At 43.8% G+C, this 14,302-nt stretch carries 14 protein-coding genes; 11 read left to right on the top strand and 3 right to left on the bottom strand.

Annotation, left to right across the window (positions count from 1 at the left end; all coding sequences use genetic code 11):
* Nucleotides 1-15 precede the first annotated feature (15 nt).
* A complete protein-coding gene (locus E0Z06_RS10635) occupies nt 16-1,212 on the top strand; it encodes an amino acid aminotransferase (RefSeq protein ID WP_132584518.1) in 1,197 nt (398 codons plus the stop codon).
* Nucleotides 1,213-1,263: 51 nt separating this feature from the next.
* On the opposite strand, the gene E0Z06_RS10630 is transcribed toward E0Z06_RS10635, so the two are convergent.
* Nucleotides 1,264-2,103 (bottom strand): alpha/beta hydrolase, encoded by an 840-nt coding sequence (locus tag E0Z06_RS10630; protein WP_243695493.1) that lies wholly within the window; start codon nt 2,101-2,103, stop codon nt 1,264-1,266.
* 420 nt (nt 2,104-2,523) lie between these two features.
* Between E0Z06_RS10630 and E0Z06_RS15585 the strand changes: the two genes are divergently transcribed.
* On the top strand, nt 2,524-2,676 hold the full coding sequence (locus tag E0Z06_RS15585; protein ID WP_165907396.1) for a hypothetical protein: 153 nt from the start codon (nt 2,524-2,526) through the stop codon (nt 2,674-2,676).
* Between the two features lie 220 nt (nt 2,677-2,896).
* On the opposite strand, the gene ettA is transcribed toward E0Z06_RS15585, so the two are convergent.
* Nucleotides 2,897-4,558, bottom strand: coding sequence for an energy-dependent translational throttle protein EttA (gene ettA, locus E0Z06_RS10625; RefSeq protein WP_132584514.1), 1,662 nt, complete (start codon nt 4,556-4,558; stop codon nt 2,897-2,899).
* A gap of 159 nt (nt 4,559-4,717) precedes the next feature.
* On the opposite strand from ettA, the gene E0Z06_RS10620 reads away from it, so the two are divergent.
* The 3 genes from E0Z06_RS10620 to E0Z06_RS10610 all read left to right on the top strand — a co-directional run bounded on the left by E0Z06_RS10620 (nt 4,718) and on the right by E0Z06_RS10610 (nt 6,821).
* The gene (locus E0Z06_RS10620; RefSeq protein WP_132584512.1) at nt 4,718-5,071 is read left to right on the top strand and encodes a DUF2750 domain-containing protein; all 354 of its coding nucleotides are present in this window, start codon (nt 4,718-4,720) and stop codon (nt 5,069-5,071) included.
* A 151-nt stretch (nt 5,072-5,222) separates the two neighbouring features.
* Nucleotides 5,223-5,867 (top strand): GTP cyclohydrolase I FolE, encoded by a 645-nt coding sequence (gene folE / locus E0Z06_RS10615; protein WP_132584510.1) that lies wholly within the window; start codon nt 5,223-5,225, stop codon nt 5,865-5,867.
* A gap of 129 nt (nt 5,868-5,996) precedes the next feature.
* Complete coding sequence (locus E0Z06_RS10610) at nt 5,997-6,821, top strand: sterol desaturase family protein (protein ID WP_243695492.1); 825 nt, start codon at nt 5,997-5,999, stop codon at nt 6,819-6,821.
* A 21-nt stretch (nt 6,822-6,842) separates the two neighbouring features.
* Here the strand turns inward: E0Z06_RS10610 and mutH are convergent, their stop codons facing one another.
* The gene (mutH, locus tag E0Z06_RS10605; protein ID WP_347812427.1) at nt 6,843-7,556 is read right to left on the bottom strand and encodes a DNA mismatch repair endonuclease MutH; all 714 of its coding nucleotides are present in this window, start codon (nt 7,554-7,556) and stop codon (nt 6,843-6,845) included.
* A 333-nt stretch (nt 7,557-7,889) separates the two neighbouring features.
* On the opposite strand from mutH, the gene rppH reads away from it, so the two are divergent.
* The 6 genes from rppH (at nt 7,890) to E0Z06_RS10575 (ending at nt 14,297) form a co-directional block, all read left to right on the top strand.
* Nucleotides 7,890-8,393 (top strand): RNA pyrophosphohydrolase, encoded by a 504-nt coding sequence (gene rppH / locus E0Z06_RS10600; protein ID WP_132584506.1) that lies wholly within the window; start codon nt 7,890-7,892, stop codon nt 8,391-8,393.
* A 44-nt stretch (nt 8,394-8,437) separates the two neighbouring features.
* Nucleotides 8,438-10,696 carry a phosphoenolpyruvate--protein phosphotransferase gene (gene ptsP, locus E0Z06_RS10595; RefSeq protein WP_132584504.1) on the top strand — a complete coding sequence of 753 codons (2,259 nt, stop codon included), beginning with the start codon at nt 8,438-8,440 and terminating at the stop codon, nt 10,694-10,696.
* A gap of 60 nt (nt 10,697-10,756) precedes the next feature.
* Nucleotides 10,757-11,551 (top strand): sulfite exporter TauE/SafE family protein, encoded by a 795-nt coding sequence (locus tag E0Z06_RS10590; protein WP_132584502.1) that lies wholly within the window; start codon nt 10,757-10,759, stop codon nt 11,549-11,551.
* A gap of 9 nt (nt 11,552-11,560) precedes the next feature.
* Nucleotides 11,561-12,379 (top strand): prolipoprotein diacylglyceryl transferase, encoded by an 819-nt coding sequence (gene lgt, locus E0Z06_RS10585; protein ID WP_132584500.1) that lies wholly within the window; start codon nt 11,561-11,563, stop codon nt 12,377-12,379.
* On the top strand, nt 12,376-13,209 hold the full coding sequence (locus E0Z06_RS10580; protein ID WP_132584498.1) for a thymidylate synthase: 834 nt from the start codon (nt 12,376-12,378) through the stop codon (nt 13,207-13,209). The genes lgt and E0Z06_RS10580 overlap by 4 nt, the downstream gene beginning before the upstream one ends.
* 458 nt (nt 13,210-13,667) lie before the next feature.
* Nucleotides 13,668-14,297 (top strand): hypothetical protein, encoded by a 630-nt coding sequence (locus E0Z06_RS10575; RefSeq protein ID WP_132584496.1) that lies wholly within the window; start codon nt 13,668-13,670, stop codon nt 14,295-14,297.
* Nucleotides 14,298-14,302: the final 5 nt, after the last annotated feature.

Below are 14,302 nucleotides of genomic sequence, written 5' to 3'. Positions count from 1 at the left end.
ATCAGGTAGAACATTATGTTTGCTCAGTTACAACCGGTAGCCACTGATCCAATCTTAGGTTTAATGGCAGCGTATAAAGAAGATCAGAACCCGAATAAAGTCGACCTGGGTGTTGGCGTATATAAAGATGAGCAAGGCCATACCGCAGTATTAAAATGCGTAAAAGAAGCAGAAGCACTGCGTTTAAAAAACGAAGATAGCAAAACCTATATAGGTATGGCTGGTGACTTAGGCTTTAACGCGCATATTGAAAAGTTAGCCTTTGGTCACGCCCATAAGGCGTTGCTAGCTAACCGTATAACCAGTGCCCATACCCCAGGCGGTACAGGCGCTCTGCGTGTTGCTGCCGAATTTATTAAAAAGGCTAACCCTAACGCCACTATTTGGGTAACCAAACCCACTTGGGCTAACCATATTTCTATGTTTAAAGCCGCTGGCTTAAACGTAAAAGAATACACCTACTACGATTACAGCACTAAGGGGCTGGATGAGGAGGGTATGTTTGCTGATTTAGCCAACGTACCAGCGGGTGATGTGGTGCTGGTACACGCTTGTTGTCATAACCCTAGCGGTATGGATCTAACCTTTGCTCAGTGGCAGCGTTTTGCCCAAGTAGCTAAAGAGCGCGGTTTTACACCTTTGGTTGATATGGCTTATCAAGGTTTTGGTGCTGGGCTTGAAGAAGATGCCAAAGGTTTGCGTCATCTAGCTGATACTGTTGATGAAATGCTGCTGTGTAGCTCATGTTCAAAAAACTTTGGCTTATACCGTGAGCGTATAGGTGCAGTGTCTATTATGTCAGCTGATAGCAAAGTAAGCGATATTGTTAGAAGTAACCTGCTAGGTGTCGTGCGCAGCATTTATTCTATGCCACCAGCGCATGGCGCTATTGTGGTGGCGAATATTCTGGATAGCGCCGAGCTAACAGCGTTATGGCACCAAGAGTTGGCAGAAATGCGTAATCGTATTAACAATTATCGCCAGTTAATTATTGATAAGCTAGCCGGTGAAGGTGTAACTCAAGATTTCAGCTTTATAACCCGTCAGCACGGTATGTTTAGCTTCTTAGGTATTGATAAAGCCCAAATTGCTCGTCTGCGTAGTGAGTTTAGTATTTATATGGTTGATTCAAGCCGAGTTAGCATTGCTGGGTTAAACCATAGCAATATTGATTACTTTGCTAAGTCGGTAGCCACAGTGCTTAAAGGCTAATTGTTTTTAGCACTATATAAGCTAATAAAAACCGCAGCTTGCTGCGGTTTTTTATTGCGCTAAAAATTGCTGTATATGTTCGGCAACAGCTTCCGCTTCAGTCATATGACAATGGTGGCCACCCATTACCAGTGCTATTTGCAGCTGTTGGTAATGTTTAGCTAATGCGTTTACTTTGGAATAAAACGGACCGTCTTGGGCAATGACCGCAAGCGTAGGGCAGGTTACCGCTGACATTAGCGCTATGGCTTGCTCTGGGCTTAAGCGGTACACCGAACTGTGTCGCAGGCGCATATCCGCCCGCCAGGTTATGCCTTTGTCGCTAGCAATGGTGCCACGCTTAGCAAGTAACATAGCTTCAACCAAACTAAAATCACTTTGTTTTTGCCGAGCGAAAGCTGCCTCGTTAATGTCAGCGTAGTTAGGCTTGCGTATTGCGGGCTTTAACCGTGACAGTACACCGTCACGTAATTGCTTCACGCTGTGCGCTGGCGTATCGGTAACAAAGCCTAAACTATCTATCAGTACCAGCTTCGCAACCAATTCAGGAAATGCGGCAGCTAGCGCAGTCGCTACCATGGCGCCCATCGAGTGGCCGATAATAGTCAGTTGTTGCCAATTTTGTTGGCGGCACAGCTGCACGATATCTTGTATCCAATCAAAAAAATAGTAATGAGCGTCGCTACTGCGGTGCGTTGAATGACCATGACCGGGAAACTCAATAGCCAACATTGGCAGATTAGCAAACTGTTGAGTCAATGGAATAAAGCTGGCAGCGTTATCTAACCAGCCATGTAAACATAACACTGGGGTTAGGTGGGTAAAATCGGCGGTATTGCTTAGCGCGGCCAAACTGCTGCCAGCACTATTAAAGTTAAATGAGTACTGCATAGTGTTCCGTTTCATAGTGTCGAGTTTTAAAACCGCACCTAGAATAGCATACTGACTTTGATTGGTGGCTGTTGGCTTATTTTTGTCTTGAAAAGTTGGTGTATAGTGTAGTTGTTTTTAATTAGAATAACTAACCGTTATTGTCGCGCGTTAAAACTGCTTATCTTAGGCTACACCATGGTTTCATGCTGGTTTAATAACCTCATTGTGAATAATGATTGCTTAAATGTGCATATTAATGAGTTTATTTTGCGATTTAAGCGCAATGTTTAATAAATTTAAGGTTTGTGAATATGAATGCAAAATGACTGACTCATTAGAATATCTAATGGCTGGGTGCTAATTTAACTCGTTCGTCAGTTGTGTAAAAAATCGGCATAATACCCAGCATAACGTAACAGTGCAAAACCGAGGTGCAGCATGACAACATTAAATACCACAGCAGATAAACATGATGTTAGCGCTAAAGGCAGCAATGCCGTTGCCCGAGCATTATTTATACGTAAACTTAACAACTGGCTAACGATGATGGGCCGTGCGTTAAACACTAGCTCAATGGTTATCAGTAAGTAACATTCCCTGTTTTTTGTAAAAAAGCCACGCGCCCCCAACCCGCGTGGCTTTTTTATTTCTACTCCCTTGCTAACACATATTGCTTGCTTAACATTAGTTACTATTCGTTTGATTGGAAACAAAATTTAGATCCCTAATGGGCTGTTTATTGGCTAATAAATAATGTCGTCTAGCTATCATAAATAGCAATAAAAAACGCCCGCAGTAGCGGGCGTTTGGTTTATATTTTTTTGTACTTTATTCTATGGGGCTCCAGTGCTGCCGCGCCGTATGTGGCTTTTAACCAAGCTTCATAATCAGAATAGTTACCTTCGAAGAAGTTAACTTTACCTTCGTCGCGGTAATCTAGAATATGCGTGGCTATACGGTCAAGGAACCAACGGTCATGCGAGATCACCATGGCACAGCCCGGGAAATCCAGTATCGCGTTTTCAAGTGCGCGTAGCGTTTCAACGTCTAAGTCGTTGGTTGGCTCATCTAGTAACAGCATGTTGCCACCAGCCTTTAATAGCGCAGCTAGATGTACACGGTTACGCTCACCACCGGATAATTCACCAATAAACTTTTGCTGATCGTTACCTTTAAAGTTAAAACGGCCAACATAAGCCCGGCTAGGGATCTGAAAGCTGCCAATTTGTAACATATCTTGGCCGTTCGAGATTTCCTGCCAAATGGTATTTTTCGGGTTCATGTTATCGCGAAACTGATCAACACTCGCCAGTTGTACGGTGTCGCCAACGCTTATTTCGCCAGAATCTGGCTGTTCAGTACCGCTGATCATTTTAAATAATGTTGATTTACCCGCACCGTTCGGGCCGATAATGCCGACAATGGCGCCTTTAGGAATACTAAAGCTTAAATCGTCAATCAGTAAACGGTCACCAAATGATTTACGCAGGTTAGTAACTTCTAATACTTTGTCACCTAAACGTGGCCCTGGTGGAATAAATAGCTCATTGGTTTCATTACGTTTTTGAAACTCTTGGCTTTGTAACTCTTCAAACCTCGCCATACGTGCCTTGCTTTTCGCATGACGACCTTTCGGGTTGGTGCGTACCCACTCCAATTCTTGTTTAATTGAACGCTGGCGTGCGTTTTCAGTCTTTTCTTCTTGCTGCAAACGGGCGTCTTTTTGTTCAAGCCAAGAAGAGTAGTTACCTTCCCAAGGGATACCATAGCCACGGTCTAGCTCTAAAATCCAACCGGCAACGTTATCGAGGAAATAACGGTCATGGGTAATTGCCACAACGGTACCAGGGTAGTCGTGTAAGAAGCGCTCTAACCAAGCGACAGATTCAGCATCTAAGTGGTTAGTTGGTTCATCTAGTAGCAACATGTCTGGACGTTCTAACAACAAACGACAAATGGCTACCCGGCGGCGCTCACCACCTGATAGATGTTCAATTTTTGCATCCCACGGCGGCAAACGCAGCGCGTCGGCAGCACGTTCTAACGTATTATCTAAGTTATGGCCTTCTTTAGCTTGGATCAGCGCTTCTAGCTCACCTTGTTCACGGGCTAGCGCATCAAAGTCGGCGTTCTCTTCGGCGTAGGCGGCATACACTTCGTCTAATCGAGTCAGTGCTGTTTTTACATCACTTACCGCTTCTTCAACAATTTCGCGCACGGTTTTAGTTGGGTCTAGTACCGGTTCTTGCGGTAGATAACCAATTTTTGTACCGGCTAAGGGTTTAGCTTCACCTTCAAATTCGGTATCCACACCTGCCATAATACGCAGCAAGGTTGATTTACCTGAGCCGTTTAAACCTAGTACACCAATTTTGGCACCGGGAAAAAATGATAAAGAAATATCTTTTAAAATTGTGCGCTTAGGTGGAACCACCTTAGACACGCGATACATCGAGTAGATATATTGAGCCATAATGTTATGCTTTTCTCTGCCTAAAACGAGTGCCGTTGATTGTACGTCATTTTGTCTGAACAAGGAATCTGGGCTAGTTGGCCTAGAAGATAAAACTCGCTTTTTTGCTGCGGTTTCTGGTCTAATAGCAGTAATTCTTTATCTTAGGTGGAAATGAATATGAGTCAGTTTGCGCAAGATCCAATTTTTCAGCGTTTTGTCGAAGAAGCGAAAACCAATGGTGTGGTTTATGTATTGGCAGAGGGCGAAGATTTATTGGTCGTTGAATCTGTAGAGTTTGAAGATACCGACGTGATGCCATTCTGGTCTGATGAAGCTGCCGCTAAAGCCCATTGCTCGGAAGAATGGGATATGTATAAAGTAGAGGCTATTCCATTAGATGTGTTTTGTGACGGTTGGTTAAAAGAAATGTATGATGACGGCGTACTTATTGGCACTAACTGGGACGAAAGTTTAAATGGCCCAGAAGTAGAGCCGCGTGAGTTGCTTGAAGCGTTAGCACTGGTTCAATAATACCGCTGATAAGACGGCGCTGCGGTTGTCAATTTGAGCTGTCTTCGATCATAAAATGGCAAAGAAATAACTATTTTCGTAAACTATTGCCTTCAGCGGCACGTATTGTAGTTTTCGCATTATGGTTATTAACGCCGGGTTGGGAATAGTTATGTTATCAGATGAAGCAATATTAGTTCGCCGTGCTTTAGAAGCGCAGGGGCTAGAAACGCCAATGCAGCACAACGGGCTGTCACGTGATCAGAAATACAACAAAATAAACGCCCTGATGAGTGAGGTGGTAAGTACACTAGGGCTAGATTTGGCGGATGATAGCTTGCGCGAAACACCGCATCGAATTGCTAAAATGTATGTTGACGAAATTTTTGGTGGCCTTGATTACGCTAATTTTCCGAAAATGTCATTAATTGAAAATAAGATGCAAGTTAAAGAAATGGTGAAGGTAAAAGAAATTAGCTTTACCAGCACCTGTGAGCATCACTTTGTCACTATTGACGGCACAGCTACTGTAGCTTACTTACCTGATGCTCGTATTATTGGTTTGTCTAAAATTAACCGTATTGTGCGATTTTTCTCGCAGCGGCCGCAGGTGCAAGAGCGCCTAACGCAGCAAATATTAGTCGCGTTACAAACCTTGCTACAAACAGATAATGTAGCGGTAACGATGGAAGCGGTGCATTACTGTGTTAAATCGCGCGGGGTGATGGACGTGACATCAAAAACCCAAACCACAGCCTTGGGCGGCACCTTTAAAGAGGATGCCCGCACCAGAGCTGAGTTTCTTGCACGTTATTAAGCACAATACCTAACAACAAAGGCGCTTTTAAGCGCCTTTGTCATTTCTGTTTCACGACGTTTGCCGTAGTATTCGGTATTACTAAACTTTAATGGATAGCGTTAGAGGATCCCTGTTGAGCTTATCTTGTTGGCGTTAAGCCCTGTATTTGTTGGCTTTATTGCTTGGGAGTGGTTAAGTTCTCGCCGGTTAACTGTTGGCCGTTATCGCTGGCAAGATTCTGCCGCTAATGTTGTGCTCGCCTTGATGCACCAAGGCAGCGATATGCTGGCGCTATTGTTGTTAATGCCATTTTTTATCTGGCTGTATCAGTTTCATCTTTTTACTATTGAGCTTAATGTTTACTCCGTGGCATTAGCATTTTTACTGCAAGATTTTCTTTACTATTGGTTTCATCGCGCATCACATCATATCCGTTGGTTGTGGGCATCGCATGTTACGCACCATAGCTCGCGGTTAATGAATTTTAGCACCGCATTTCGCCAAAGCCTAACGTATCCAATATCCGGTATGTGGTTATTTTGGACACCGCTTATTTTACTTGGCTTTACGCCAGCGCTAGTGTTTGCCGTAGTGGCATTGAATTTAGCTTTTCAGTTTTTTGTCCACACACAAGCGGTTAAAAAGTTAGGCGTGTTGGAGTGGGTATTTAATACACCGTCGCATCATCGCGTGCACCATGCTTGTAACCCAGTGTATATTAATAAAAATTTTGCTGGGGTACTAATTATCTGGGATAGGCTATTTGGTAGTTTTGTTGCCGAGCAAGATAATGAACCTTGCCGTTATGGCATTACAGACGATTTTTATTCTGAAAATCCGCTGCAGATCACGTTTTACGAGTGGCGGCACATGTTAAATGAAATTAAAGCTTGCCGGTCTTGGCGTCAGTTGGTCACGATATTATTTGGTGAGCCGGTGCATTATGGTACAAATGATACCAAGTTAGATTAATATTCTTATCCATGCTAAATGCTAGCCAAACTGCTGTTGCAGTAAACTTGCGGTAAAGCCGGCCTTTAGGTAAAAACCTCGGGGTAGGGTGCGTATAGGCTCACCGTGTGCGCCTATCGCGTTAGTGAGTGCTTTACTATTAGCGGCTTTCGGTCGAAGCTGCAGCAGCTTACCTTGTGCGCCCCGAATATCGGCAATACCACCTAGACTAATTTTTTCCATCAATTCTTCCCAGTCCATTTGCAGTGCGCGTTGCTGCTCACTGTTTGGTTGCCATAAAAAGGCACTGCCGACAACGCGTTCAGCTAACGGAATTTGCCGCTCGGCTAAAATAGGCACCCATAACACGTGCTGCAATTTTCGGCATACCCAAGACTCGTGCCATTGCTGCCCCGCAATCCCTGTAAGGGGTGCAACACAAACATAGGTGCTTTCTAGAGGTTTGCCATGCCGATCTATGGGTAAGGTTTTAAGTTCGACGCCTAAATGAGGAAAATCTGGCTCGGCTTTTGACCCGGCACTGGCGCCTAATACTTGCTCTAATAATTGGCCCACCCAGCCTTTATCTTTTTGTAAATTGGCCGGTACGGGTAGCTGCAATTGCGCGGCAATTTGGCCCAAGGTTAAACCGGCGAGGGCATTACTTCGCAACTGCAATTCAACTAAAGATACGGGGGATGAGTACATAATAACCATAATAAGCAAATACAAGAATACGCTAGCATTTTTCGCCATGTTTAGCTGCTTAAAAACGCAGCAAACTAACTTACACACAGCAAAAATTTATTTGTTTAAATGCTTTTATTTAATTAAGTGATTGATATTCCTTGGTTATGTTGTCATTTTTATGCGACTGAAACAATGCTTAATTCAGTTATTCAGTGCGTTAAATGTGGTTATGCACAGTGTTGCTCACATAAATTGTGAGAAAGTACACATTGGCTTAGGTTGTTTTGCTATTGCTGTGGATAACTGTGTAAAAGTTGTGTTGGAAAATACCGTTTGCCCAAGCCCCTAGTTTATGAAAGAATCTTTTACATATTGTTTTAAGATCCGCCAGAGGTTTGTGTGATCGATGCCGAAGGTTTTCGGGCCAATGTCGGCATAGTGATTTGTAACCACCAAGGACAGGTGTTTTGGGCAAAACGATATGGTCAGCATTCTTGGCAATATCCACAAGGTGGCATTGATGATGGCGAAACGCCAGAACAAGCCATGTTTCGCGAGTTACATGAAGAAGTAGGCCTTAGTGCTAACGACGTGGAAATTATTGCCACAACTAAGCACTGGTTAAGGTACAAACTACCGAAACGGCTAATTCGTAAAGACAGTAATCCTGTGTGTATTGGCCAGAAGCAAAAATGGTTTTTGCTTAGGCTGACTTGTGCTGACGAAGATGTAAATTTACTTAAAACTACTCATCCAGAGTTTGATAGCTGGCGTTGGGTTAGTTACTGGTATCCAGTGCGCCAAGTTGTGGCGTTTAAGCGTGAAGTTTACAGAAAAGTTATGAAAGAGTTTGCCTCGGTCGCTTTGCCGTTTATTCGCCGTGAAAGTAAAAAGAAGAGTTAATAAAAGTAGGTTAAACAATTAGCTAGACTGAAAATGGGGCTCTTATGTTAAGCCAGCTAAGGCGAATTGTTCAAGATGTTGCACAAGAGCCAGTGCTGCAAGACGCATTAGCTGGCTTAGTCGCAAACGTAAAGCTGGCGTTAGCAACCGAATGTTGTTCGGTATACCTGGCTAATTACGATAAACAACATTTTATGCTTATGGCGAGCGACGGCCTTAATCCTGAGGCTGTTGGTACTATTGCCATCGGCTTTTCTGAAGGTTTAATTGGCTGGGTTGGCCAACGCGAAGAACCTATCAACTTAGCTAAAGCCCATTTGCATCCCCGTTTTAAAGTTACGCCCGAAGTAAGTGAAGACCGCTTTTCTGCGTTTTTGGGCTGTCCTATCATTCATCATCGTAAAGTCTTAGGTGTGCTGACTATTCAGCAAGCTGCAGAGCGCGTATTTAACGAAGACGAAGAGTCGTTTTTAGCCACCCTAAGTACACAATTGGCCTCGGTATTAGCGAATGCAGAAATGCGTCAAGCCGCCAGCGAGAGCGGTGCTAGCCAAAATCACACTGGGTTATTAAAAGGCTTACCAGGCTCGCCAGGCATCGCGATAGGCGAGGCCTTTGTGCTAGAGCCAGCGAATGATTTTAATGCCATATCTATTAAGCGTGCCGACGATCCAGACAAAGAGCTGGCGCTGTTTTACCGAGCAGTAAAAATAACGAAAGTAGAATTTAATCGCTTAGCCCAGCGCATGAGTGGCCATTTGCCGCCGGATGCCTTGGCTATTTTTGACGTGTATCATCAGCTGCTTGATGCAGCTAGCCTAGGCCAAGAAATTGAACAGCAAATAGCCGATGGCTGGTGCGCAAAAAGTGCGTTAAAGCGGGTAGTGGAAAAATTTGCCCGCCAGTTCGATGATATGGATGACCCGTATTTGCGCGAGCGTGGCACCGACATACGCGATCTCGGCCAACGCGTACTGAATAATTTGTTAGATACCGAAAAGCGTACCATGAAATTACCACAGCATGTGGTCTTAGTTGCCGATAACGTTACGGCAAGTATGCTGGCTGAAGTACCCCGTGAGCAGCTAGTTGCCATTGTCTCGCTAAAGGGTTCGGTAAACTCGCACGCTGCAATTATGGCTAGAGCTTTGGGTGTGCCGGCGGTAATGGCCGTTAACGAGCTGCCTTTGCTACATTGGCGTGGGCAACAACTTATTATTGATGGTTATCACGGGCATGTTTTGTTATCGCCAGTTGATGCCGTGCGACAAGAGTACCAACGGCTAATGTCTGAAGATGCCGCGCTAAATGCGGGTTATCTGTCAGAGATTGCCTTGGCGACACAGTCTATTTGTGGCACACCGTTTAATTTAATGGTCAACTCTGGTTTAGCCATCGAGCTGGAAACAACCGATCCGCAACATACTGGCGGAGTGGGTTTATACCGCACAGAATTTCCGTTTATTATTCGTAGTCGCTTTCCAACCGAGCAAGAACAAATTGAGTTATATCGTCGGGTGCTTGAAAGCTGCCCTGATAAGCCGGTTATTATGCGTACGTTAGATGTTGGTGGTGATAAAGCGCTACCCTATTTTAGTATCAGCGAAGAAAACCCGTTCCTAGGTTGGCGTGGTATCCGTTTAACCTTAGATCATCCGGAAATATTTTTAGTCCAAGTTCGCGCTATGCTTAAAGCCAATCTTGCGCTAAATAATCTCCATATTTTGCTACCGATGATTTCTGATTTAGCCGAAGTGGATGAATGCTTGCGGCTAATAAATCAGGCGAGTTTTGAAGTAAGTGAAGAGTTTGCTATTGAGCAGCCAAAGCCGAAGGTGGGGGTAATGATCGAAGTGCCCTCAATCATGTATCAATTACCTGAGTTAGCTCGCAAAGTTGATTTTTGCTCTATTGGTACTAATGATCTAACCCAATATTTGCTCGCCGTTGACCGTAATAACCCTCGTGTGGCTAACTTATATGATGCGATGCATCCTGCGGTATTAAGGGCGTTAAATCAGCTATCGCAGCAAGCAAAAGGCTTACAATTTCCAATCAGTGTCTGTGGTGAGCTAGCCGGTGATCCTGGCGGTGTAATGCTATTAGCTGCTATGGGTTATAGCAATTTTAGTATGAATAGCAGTAACTTGGCAAAAATTAAATGGCTATTGCGTAGGGTGGAAATGGCTGAGCTTGCACTACTGCTACCTGAGGTATTGGCCTGCGAGTCGGCAAGGCAAGTAAGGCTATGTACACAACGATTTTTAGAGCAAAAACAATTAGTGACGCAAATACGCAGTTGAAAGCATAGCCAATTACGTTAGTTGTTATACAATGCTCACTATTAAACTGATGAGAAGCCTGTGTTAATTTTTATTATCATCACCTTGCTACTGGGTGCCTTAGTTGGCTTTTTGGCTGGCTTATTGGGTATTGGCGGCGGCCTAATTGTGGTGCCAGCATTAGTTATGTTGTTGCCTGCGTTTGGTATTGTGCCTGTTGATCAAGCTATTTTAGTGGCTATAGCGACCTCGTTAGCGTCAATAATTGTTACGGCTAGCTCGTCAGTTTTAGCGCACCATCGCTGGGGTAATGTGCCTTGGTCAATTGCGAGCGCTATTATGTTTGGCGCCGCATTAGGTGCATGGGCAGTCGGTTACTTAGCTCATAATATTAGTGCTCACGTATTGCAAATGATTTTCAGCATTGCGGTATTACTGATTTCAATACGTATGCTCGCATCTCGCGCCACCGAGGGTAAAAAACCAATGCCGGGGTCTGCTCCAATGATCGCTATTTCGGCATTTTTAGGTGGTATTGCTAGTTTATTAGGTATCGGTGGCGGCGCGTTATTTGTGCCAATGCTAAATTATTTTTCACTAGATATGCGTCGTGCTATCGGCTGCGCTGCAGCTAGTGGTATTGCTATTGCTGTATTTGGCTCGCTTGGTTATGTAATCGCAGGTTGGCAGCATTATCAGCTAAGTGATGGTTTTGTTGGTTATATTTATATACCCGCGCTACTGGGTATAGTCGCTACCTCGGTATTTACAGCGCCATTGGGCGCTAAACTTACTCAACGTTTGCCGGTACTGACGATGAAACGTGTATTTGGCGTATTGCTGCTGCTAATAGCAGTGAAGATGATGTTTAGTTAAAGGGTTGTTATGTCTGCAAGTTATATTACATTTCCGCAAATAGATCCGATTATTTTTTCCATTGGGCCCATAAGCTTACGTTGGTACGGCTTAATGTATTTGGTTGCTTTTGGTTTGGCTTGGTGGCTGGCAAATCGGGCGGCAAAACAGCCTAATTCAGGCTGGAATGAGCAGCAAGTTAGCGATTTACTCTTTCTCGGCTTCCTTGGCGTTGTGCTGGGCGGGCGTATAGGTTACGTACTGTTTTATCAGTTTGAGCTTTTTCTTCGCGAGCCCTCATACTTATTTAAAATTTGGACCGGCGGTATGTCATTTCATGGCGGCTTACTAGGTGTTCTAGTGGCTATGGCGTGGTTTGCATGGCGTAATAACAAACGCTATTTAGAATTAGGCGATTTTGTTGCACCGCTTATTCCGTTAGGCCTTGGTGCAGGTCGGCTTGGTAACTTTATTAATGCGGAACTATGGGGACGGCCTACCGATGTATCTTGGGCGGTATTGTTCCCAGGCGCAGGCCCATTACCGCGACACCCGTCACAGTTATACGAGTTTGCGTTAGAAGGCGTATTGCTGTTTATTGTTATAATGCTATTTCGCCGGTTTAAACCCCCTATGGGTAGTATTGGCGGCTTATTTTTAGTGGGTTATGGTAGTGCACGTTTCTTTATTGAGTTCTACCGCGAACCCGACGCACATCTTGGTGTGTTATCCGCGGGTATGTCGATGGGGCAGTGGTTGTCATTGCCGATGATTATCGTTGGTGTTGGCCTGATAGTTTATGCCTACAATACTAAGTTAAAACAGCAGAAGCAGGTTACTAACAAATGAAGCAGTATTTAGAGTTAATGCGCCATGTGCTTGAGCAGGGTCATAAAAAAACTGACCGCACTGGTACTGGCACTATTAGTGTATTTGGTTATCAGATGCGTTTTGACTTACAGCAAGGTTTCCCGTTAGTAACGACAAAAAAATGCCATTTGCGCTCGATTATTCATGAGTTGCTGTGGTTTTTAAAGGGTGAAACCAATATTGGTTATTTAACCGATAATGGCGTATCCATTTGGAATGAGTGGGCAACAGAAAGCGGCGAGTTAGGGCCAGTATATGGCGCGCAGTGGCGTAGCTGGCAAGCTATTGATGGCGGTACTATAGATCAAATTAGCCAGCTAATAACTGATATTAAACGTACTCCAGACTCGCGCCGTTTAATTGTTAGTGCTTGGAACCCCGCGGTACTGCCCGATACCCGTATCTCACCGAAACAAAACGCTGCAGCCGGCAAGCAGGCATTGCCGCCGTGTCATACGTTATTTCAGTTTTACGTAAATGATGGCAAGTTGTCTTGTCAGCTATATCAGCGCAGTGCAGATATATTTCTTGGCGTGCCATTTAATATCGCCAGTTACGCTTTACTAACCTTAATGGTGGCACAAGTATGCGACCTGCAACCGGGTGATTTTATTCATACCCTTGGCGATGCACATCTTTATTCTAACCATTTAGAGCAAGTAAATACGCAATTAGCACGGCAACCTTTTGCCTTGCCCAAAATGCAGCTAAACCCCGAGGTAAAAGATATTTTTTCCTTCAAATTTGAAGACTTTACGCTAAGTGATTATCAAGCCCATCCTCATATTAAAGCGCCGGTAGCAATATAGCTGAATGGGTTTTAGTTAGCTTTGTATTCGGTTGTAAAATAATACCACCCTAAATCTGTATAATAAACCGGCAAATGAGAAGGAAATGTTATATTTCGCCATTGGCAACGCATTATTTGTTTTTTTATTGCTTTAATTGTTTATTTTTAAGGTGGTTTTGCATTTGTTTGAATTTAACGAGAGTTGGTATTTTTATTTATATATAAATAATGTCTTGATGATTTAACTGCTTGATGCAATATGACTGAGCGTGAAATGCTTTGCTATACGGCTAATTACAATTTCGATGAGGAATGCGTAGTCGTTTAAAATTGAATATCATTGAATAAAAAGTGTTTTTTTAGTTTTATTTAAACTTTGCTCTCAAGAAAAATTTAATGACGTCGATAATACAGTACGCCCTATTACAATGTTGATTGCACTAGGCGTGCTTAAACTTAGACAATATAGGAATACTTATGATGAAATTGAATAATATTACAAAAAGCGTGACGGCGGCTTTGTTGGTTGCTGTTAGCAGTGTGGTAATTGCAGAAACCGTAACTGTTGACGCAACGGTAACGGTAAATAACGCCATTGATTTTCAGCATACCGGAACCTTAGATTTTGGTATTATACGGGCTAAACCATCTACAATAGCAGATGAATGCGCGGTTTTAGGACTGGCTGCTAACACAGCAACGGCAACATTGAGTTCAGTTGCAATAAGCACTTTATGTCCAGGTGGTGCTGGCGTTGTCGCTGTTATTCAGTCAGTGGGGGGGGTACCTGCACGGCCAGAATTTACAGTTAGTGGTGTTGCTGCATTTACAGATTTAAAGTTAGAGTTACCTACTACTGCTACAACATTGTCTGCTGCTGGGCTACCAGGCGGTGCAGCAACTTTTAGTGTAGGTAACTTTACTGCCTATCGGACATCAGGTATTACTCCTGGGCCTATTACAACTACCTTAGCGACAGATAATAGTGGTAATGCTGCATTTAGAGTAGGGGCAGAAATTGCAACTCATGTAGCAGCACTTGCGGGTATAGGATATCAGGACACCGCACCTTATGCGGGTACGTTTGAAGTTATCGTAACATATTGATAAAG

Origin of the sequence: Rheinheimera sp. D18 (genome assembly GCF_004345025.1) — a bacterium.
Taxonomy (GTDB): domain Bacteria; phylum Pseudomonadota; class Gammaproteobacteria; order Enterobacterales; family Alteromonadaceae; genus Alishewanella; species Alishewanella metallidurans.
This window is presented reverse-complemented; position numbering and strand designations above follow the sequence as displayed.

Excerpts from the sequence above, each read along its gene's own strand:
- E0Z06_RS10635 (WP_132584518.1), top strand. The coding sequence starts at position 16 with ATGTTTGCTCAGTTACAACCGGTAGCCACTGATCCAATCTTAGGTTTA.
- E0Z06_RS10630 (WP_243695493.1), bottom strand. The coding sequence starts at position 2,103 with ATGCAGTACTCATTTAACTTTAATAGTGCTGGCAGCAGTTTGGCCGCG.
- E0Z06_RS15585 (WP_165907396.1), top strand. The coding sequence starts at position 2,524 with ATGACAACATTAAATACCACAGCAGATAAACATGATGTTAGCGCTAAA.
- ettA (WP_132584514.1), bottom strand. The coding sequence starts at position 4,558 with ATGGCTCAATATATCTACTCGATGTATCGCGTGTCTAAGGTGGTTCCA.
- E0Z06_RS10620 (WP_132584512.1), top strand. The coding sequence starts at position 4,718 with ATGAGTCAGTTTGCGCAAGATCCAATTTTTCAGCGTTTTGTCGAAGAA.
- folE (WP_132584510.1), top strand. The coding sequence starts at position 5,223 with ATGTTATCAGATGAAGCAATATTAGTTCGCCGTGCTTTAGAAGCGCAG.
- mutH (WP_347812427.1), bottom strand. The coding sequence starts at position 7,556 with ATGGCGAAAAATGCTAGCGTATTCTTGTATTTGCTTATTATGGTTATT.
- ptsP (WP_132584504.1), top strand. The coding sequence starts at position 8,438 with ATGTTAAGCCAGCTAAGGCGAATTGTTCAAGATGTTGCACAAGAGCCA.
- lgt (WP_132584500.1), top strand. The coding sequence starts at position 11,561 with ATGTCTGCAAGTTATATTACATTTCCGCAAATAGATCCGATTATTTTT.
- E0Z06_RS10580 (WP_132584498.1), top strand. The coding sequence starts at position 12,376 with ATGAAGCAGTATTTAGAGTTAATGCGCCATGTGCTTGAGCAGGGTCAT.
- E0Z06_RS10575 (WP_132584496.1), top strand. The coding sequence starts at position 13,668 with ATGATGAAATTGAATAATATTACAAAAAGCGTGACGGCGGCTTTGTTG.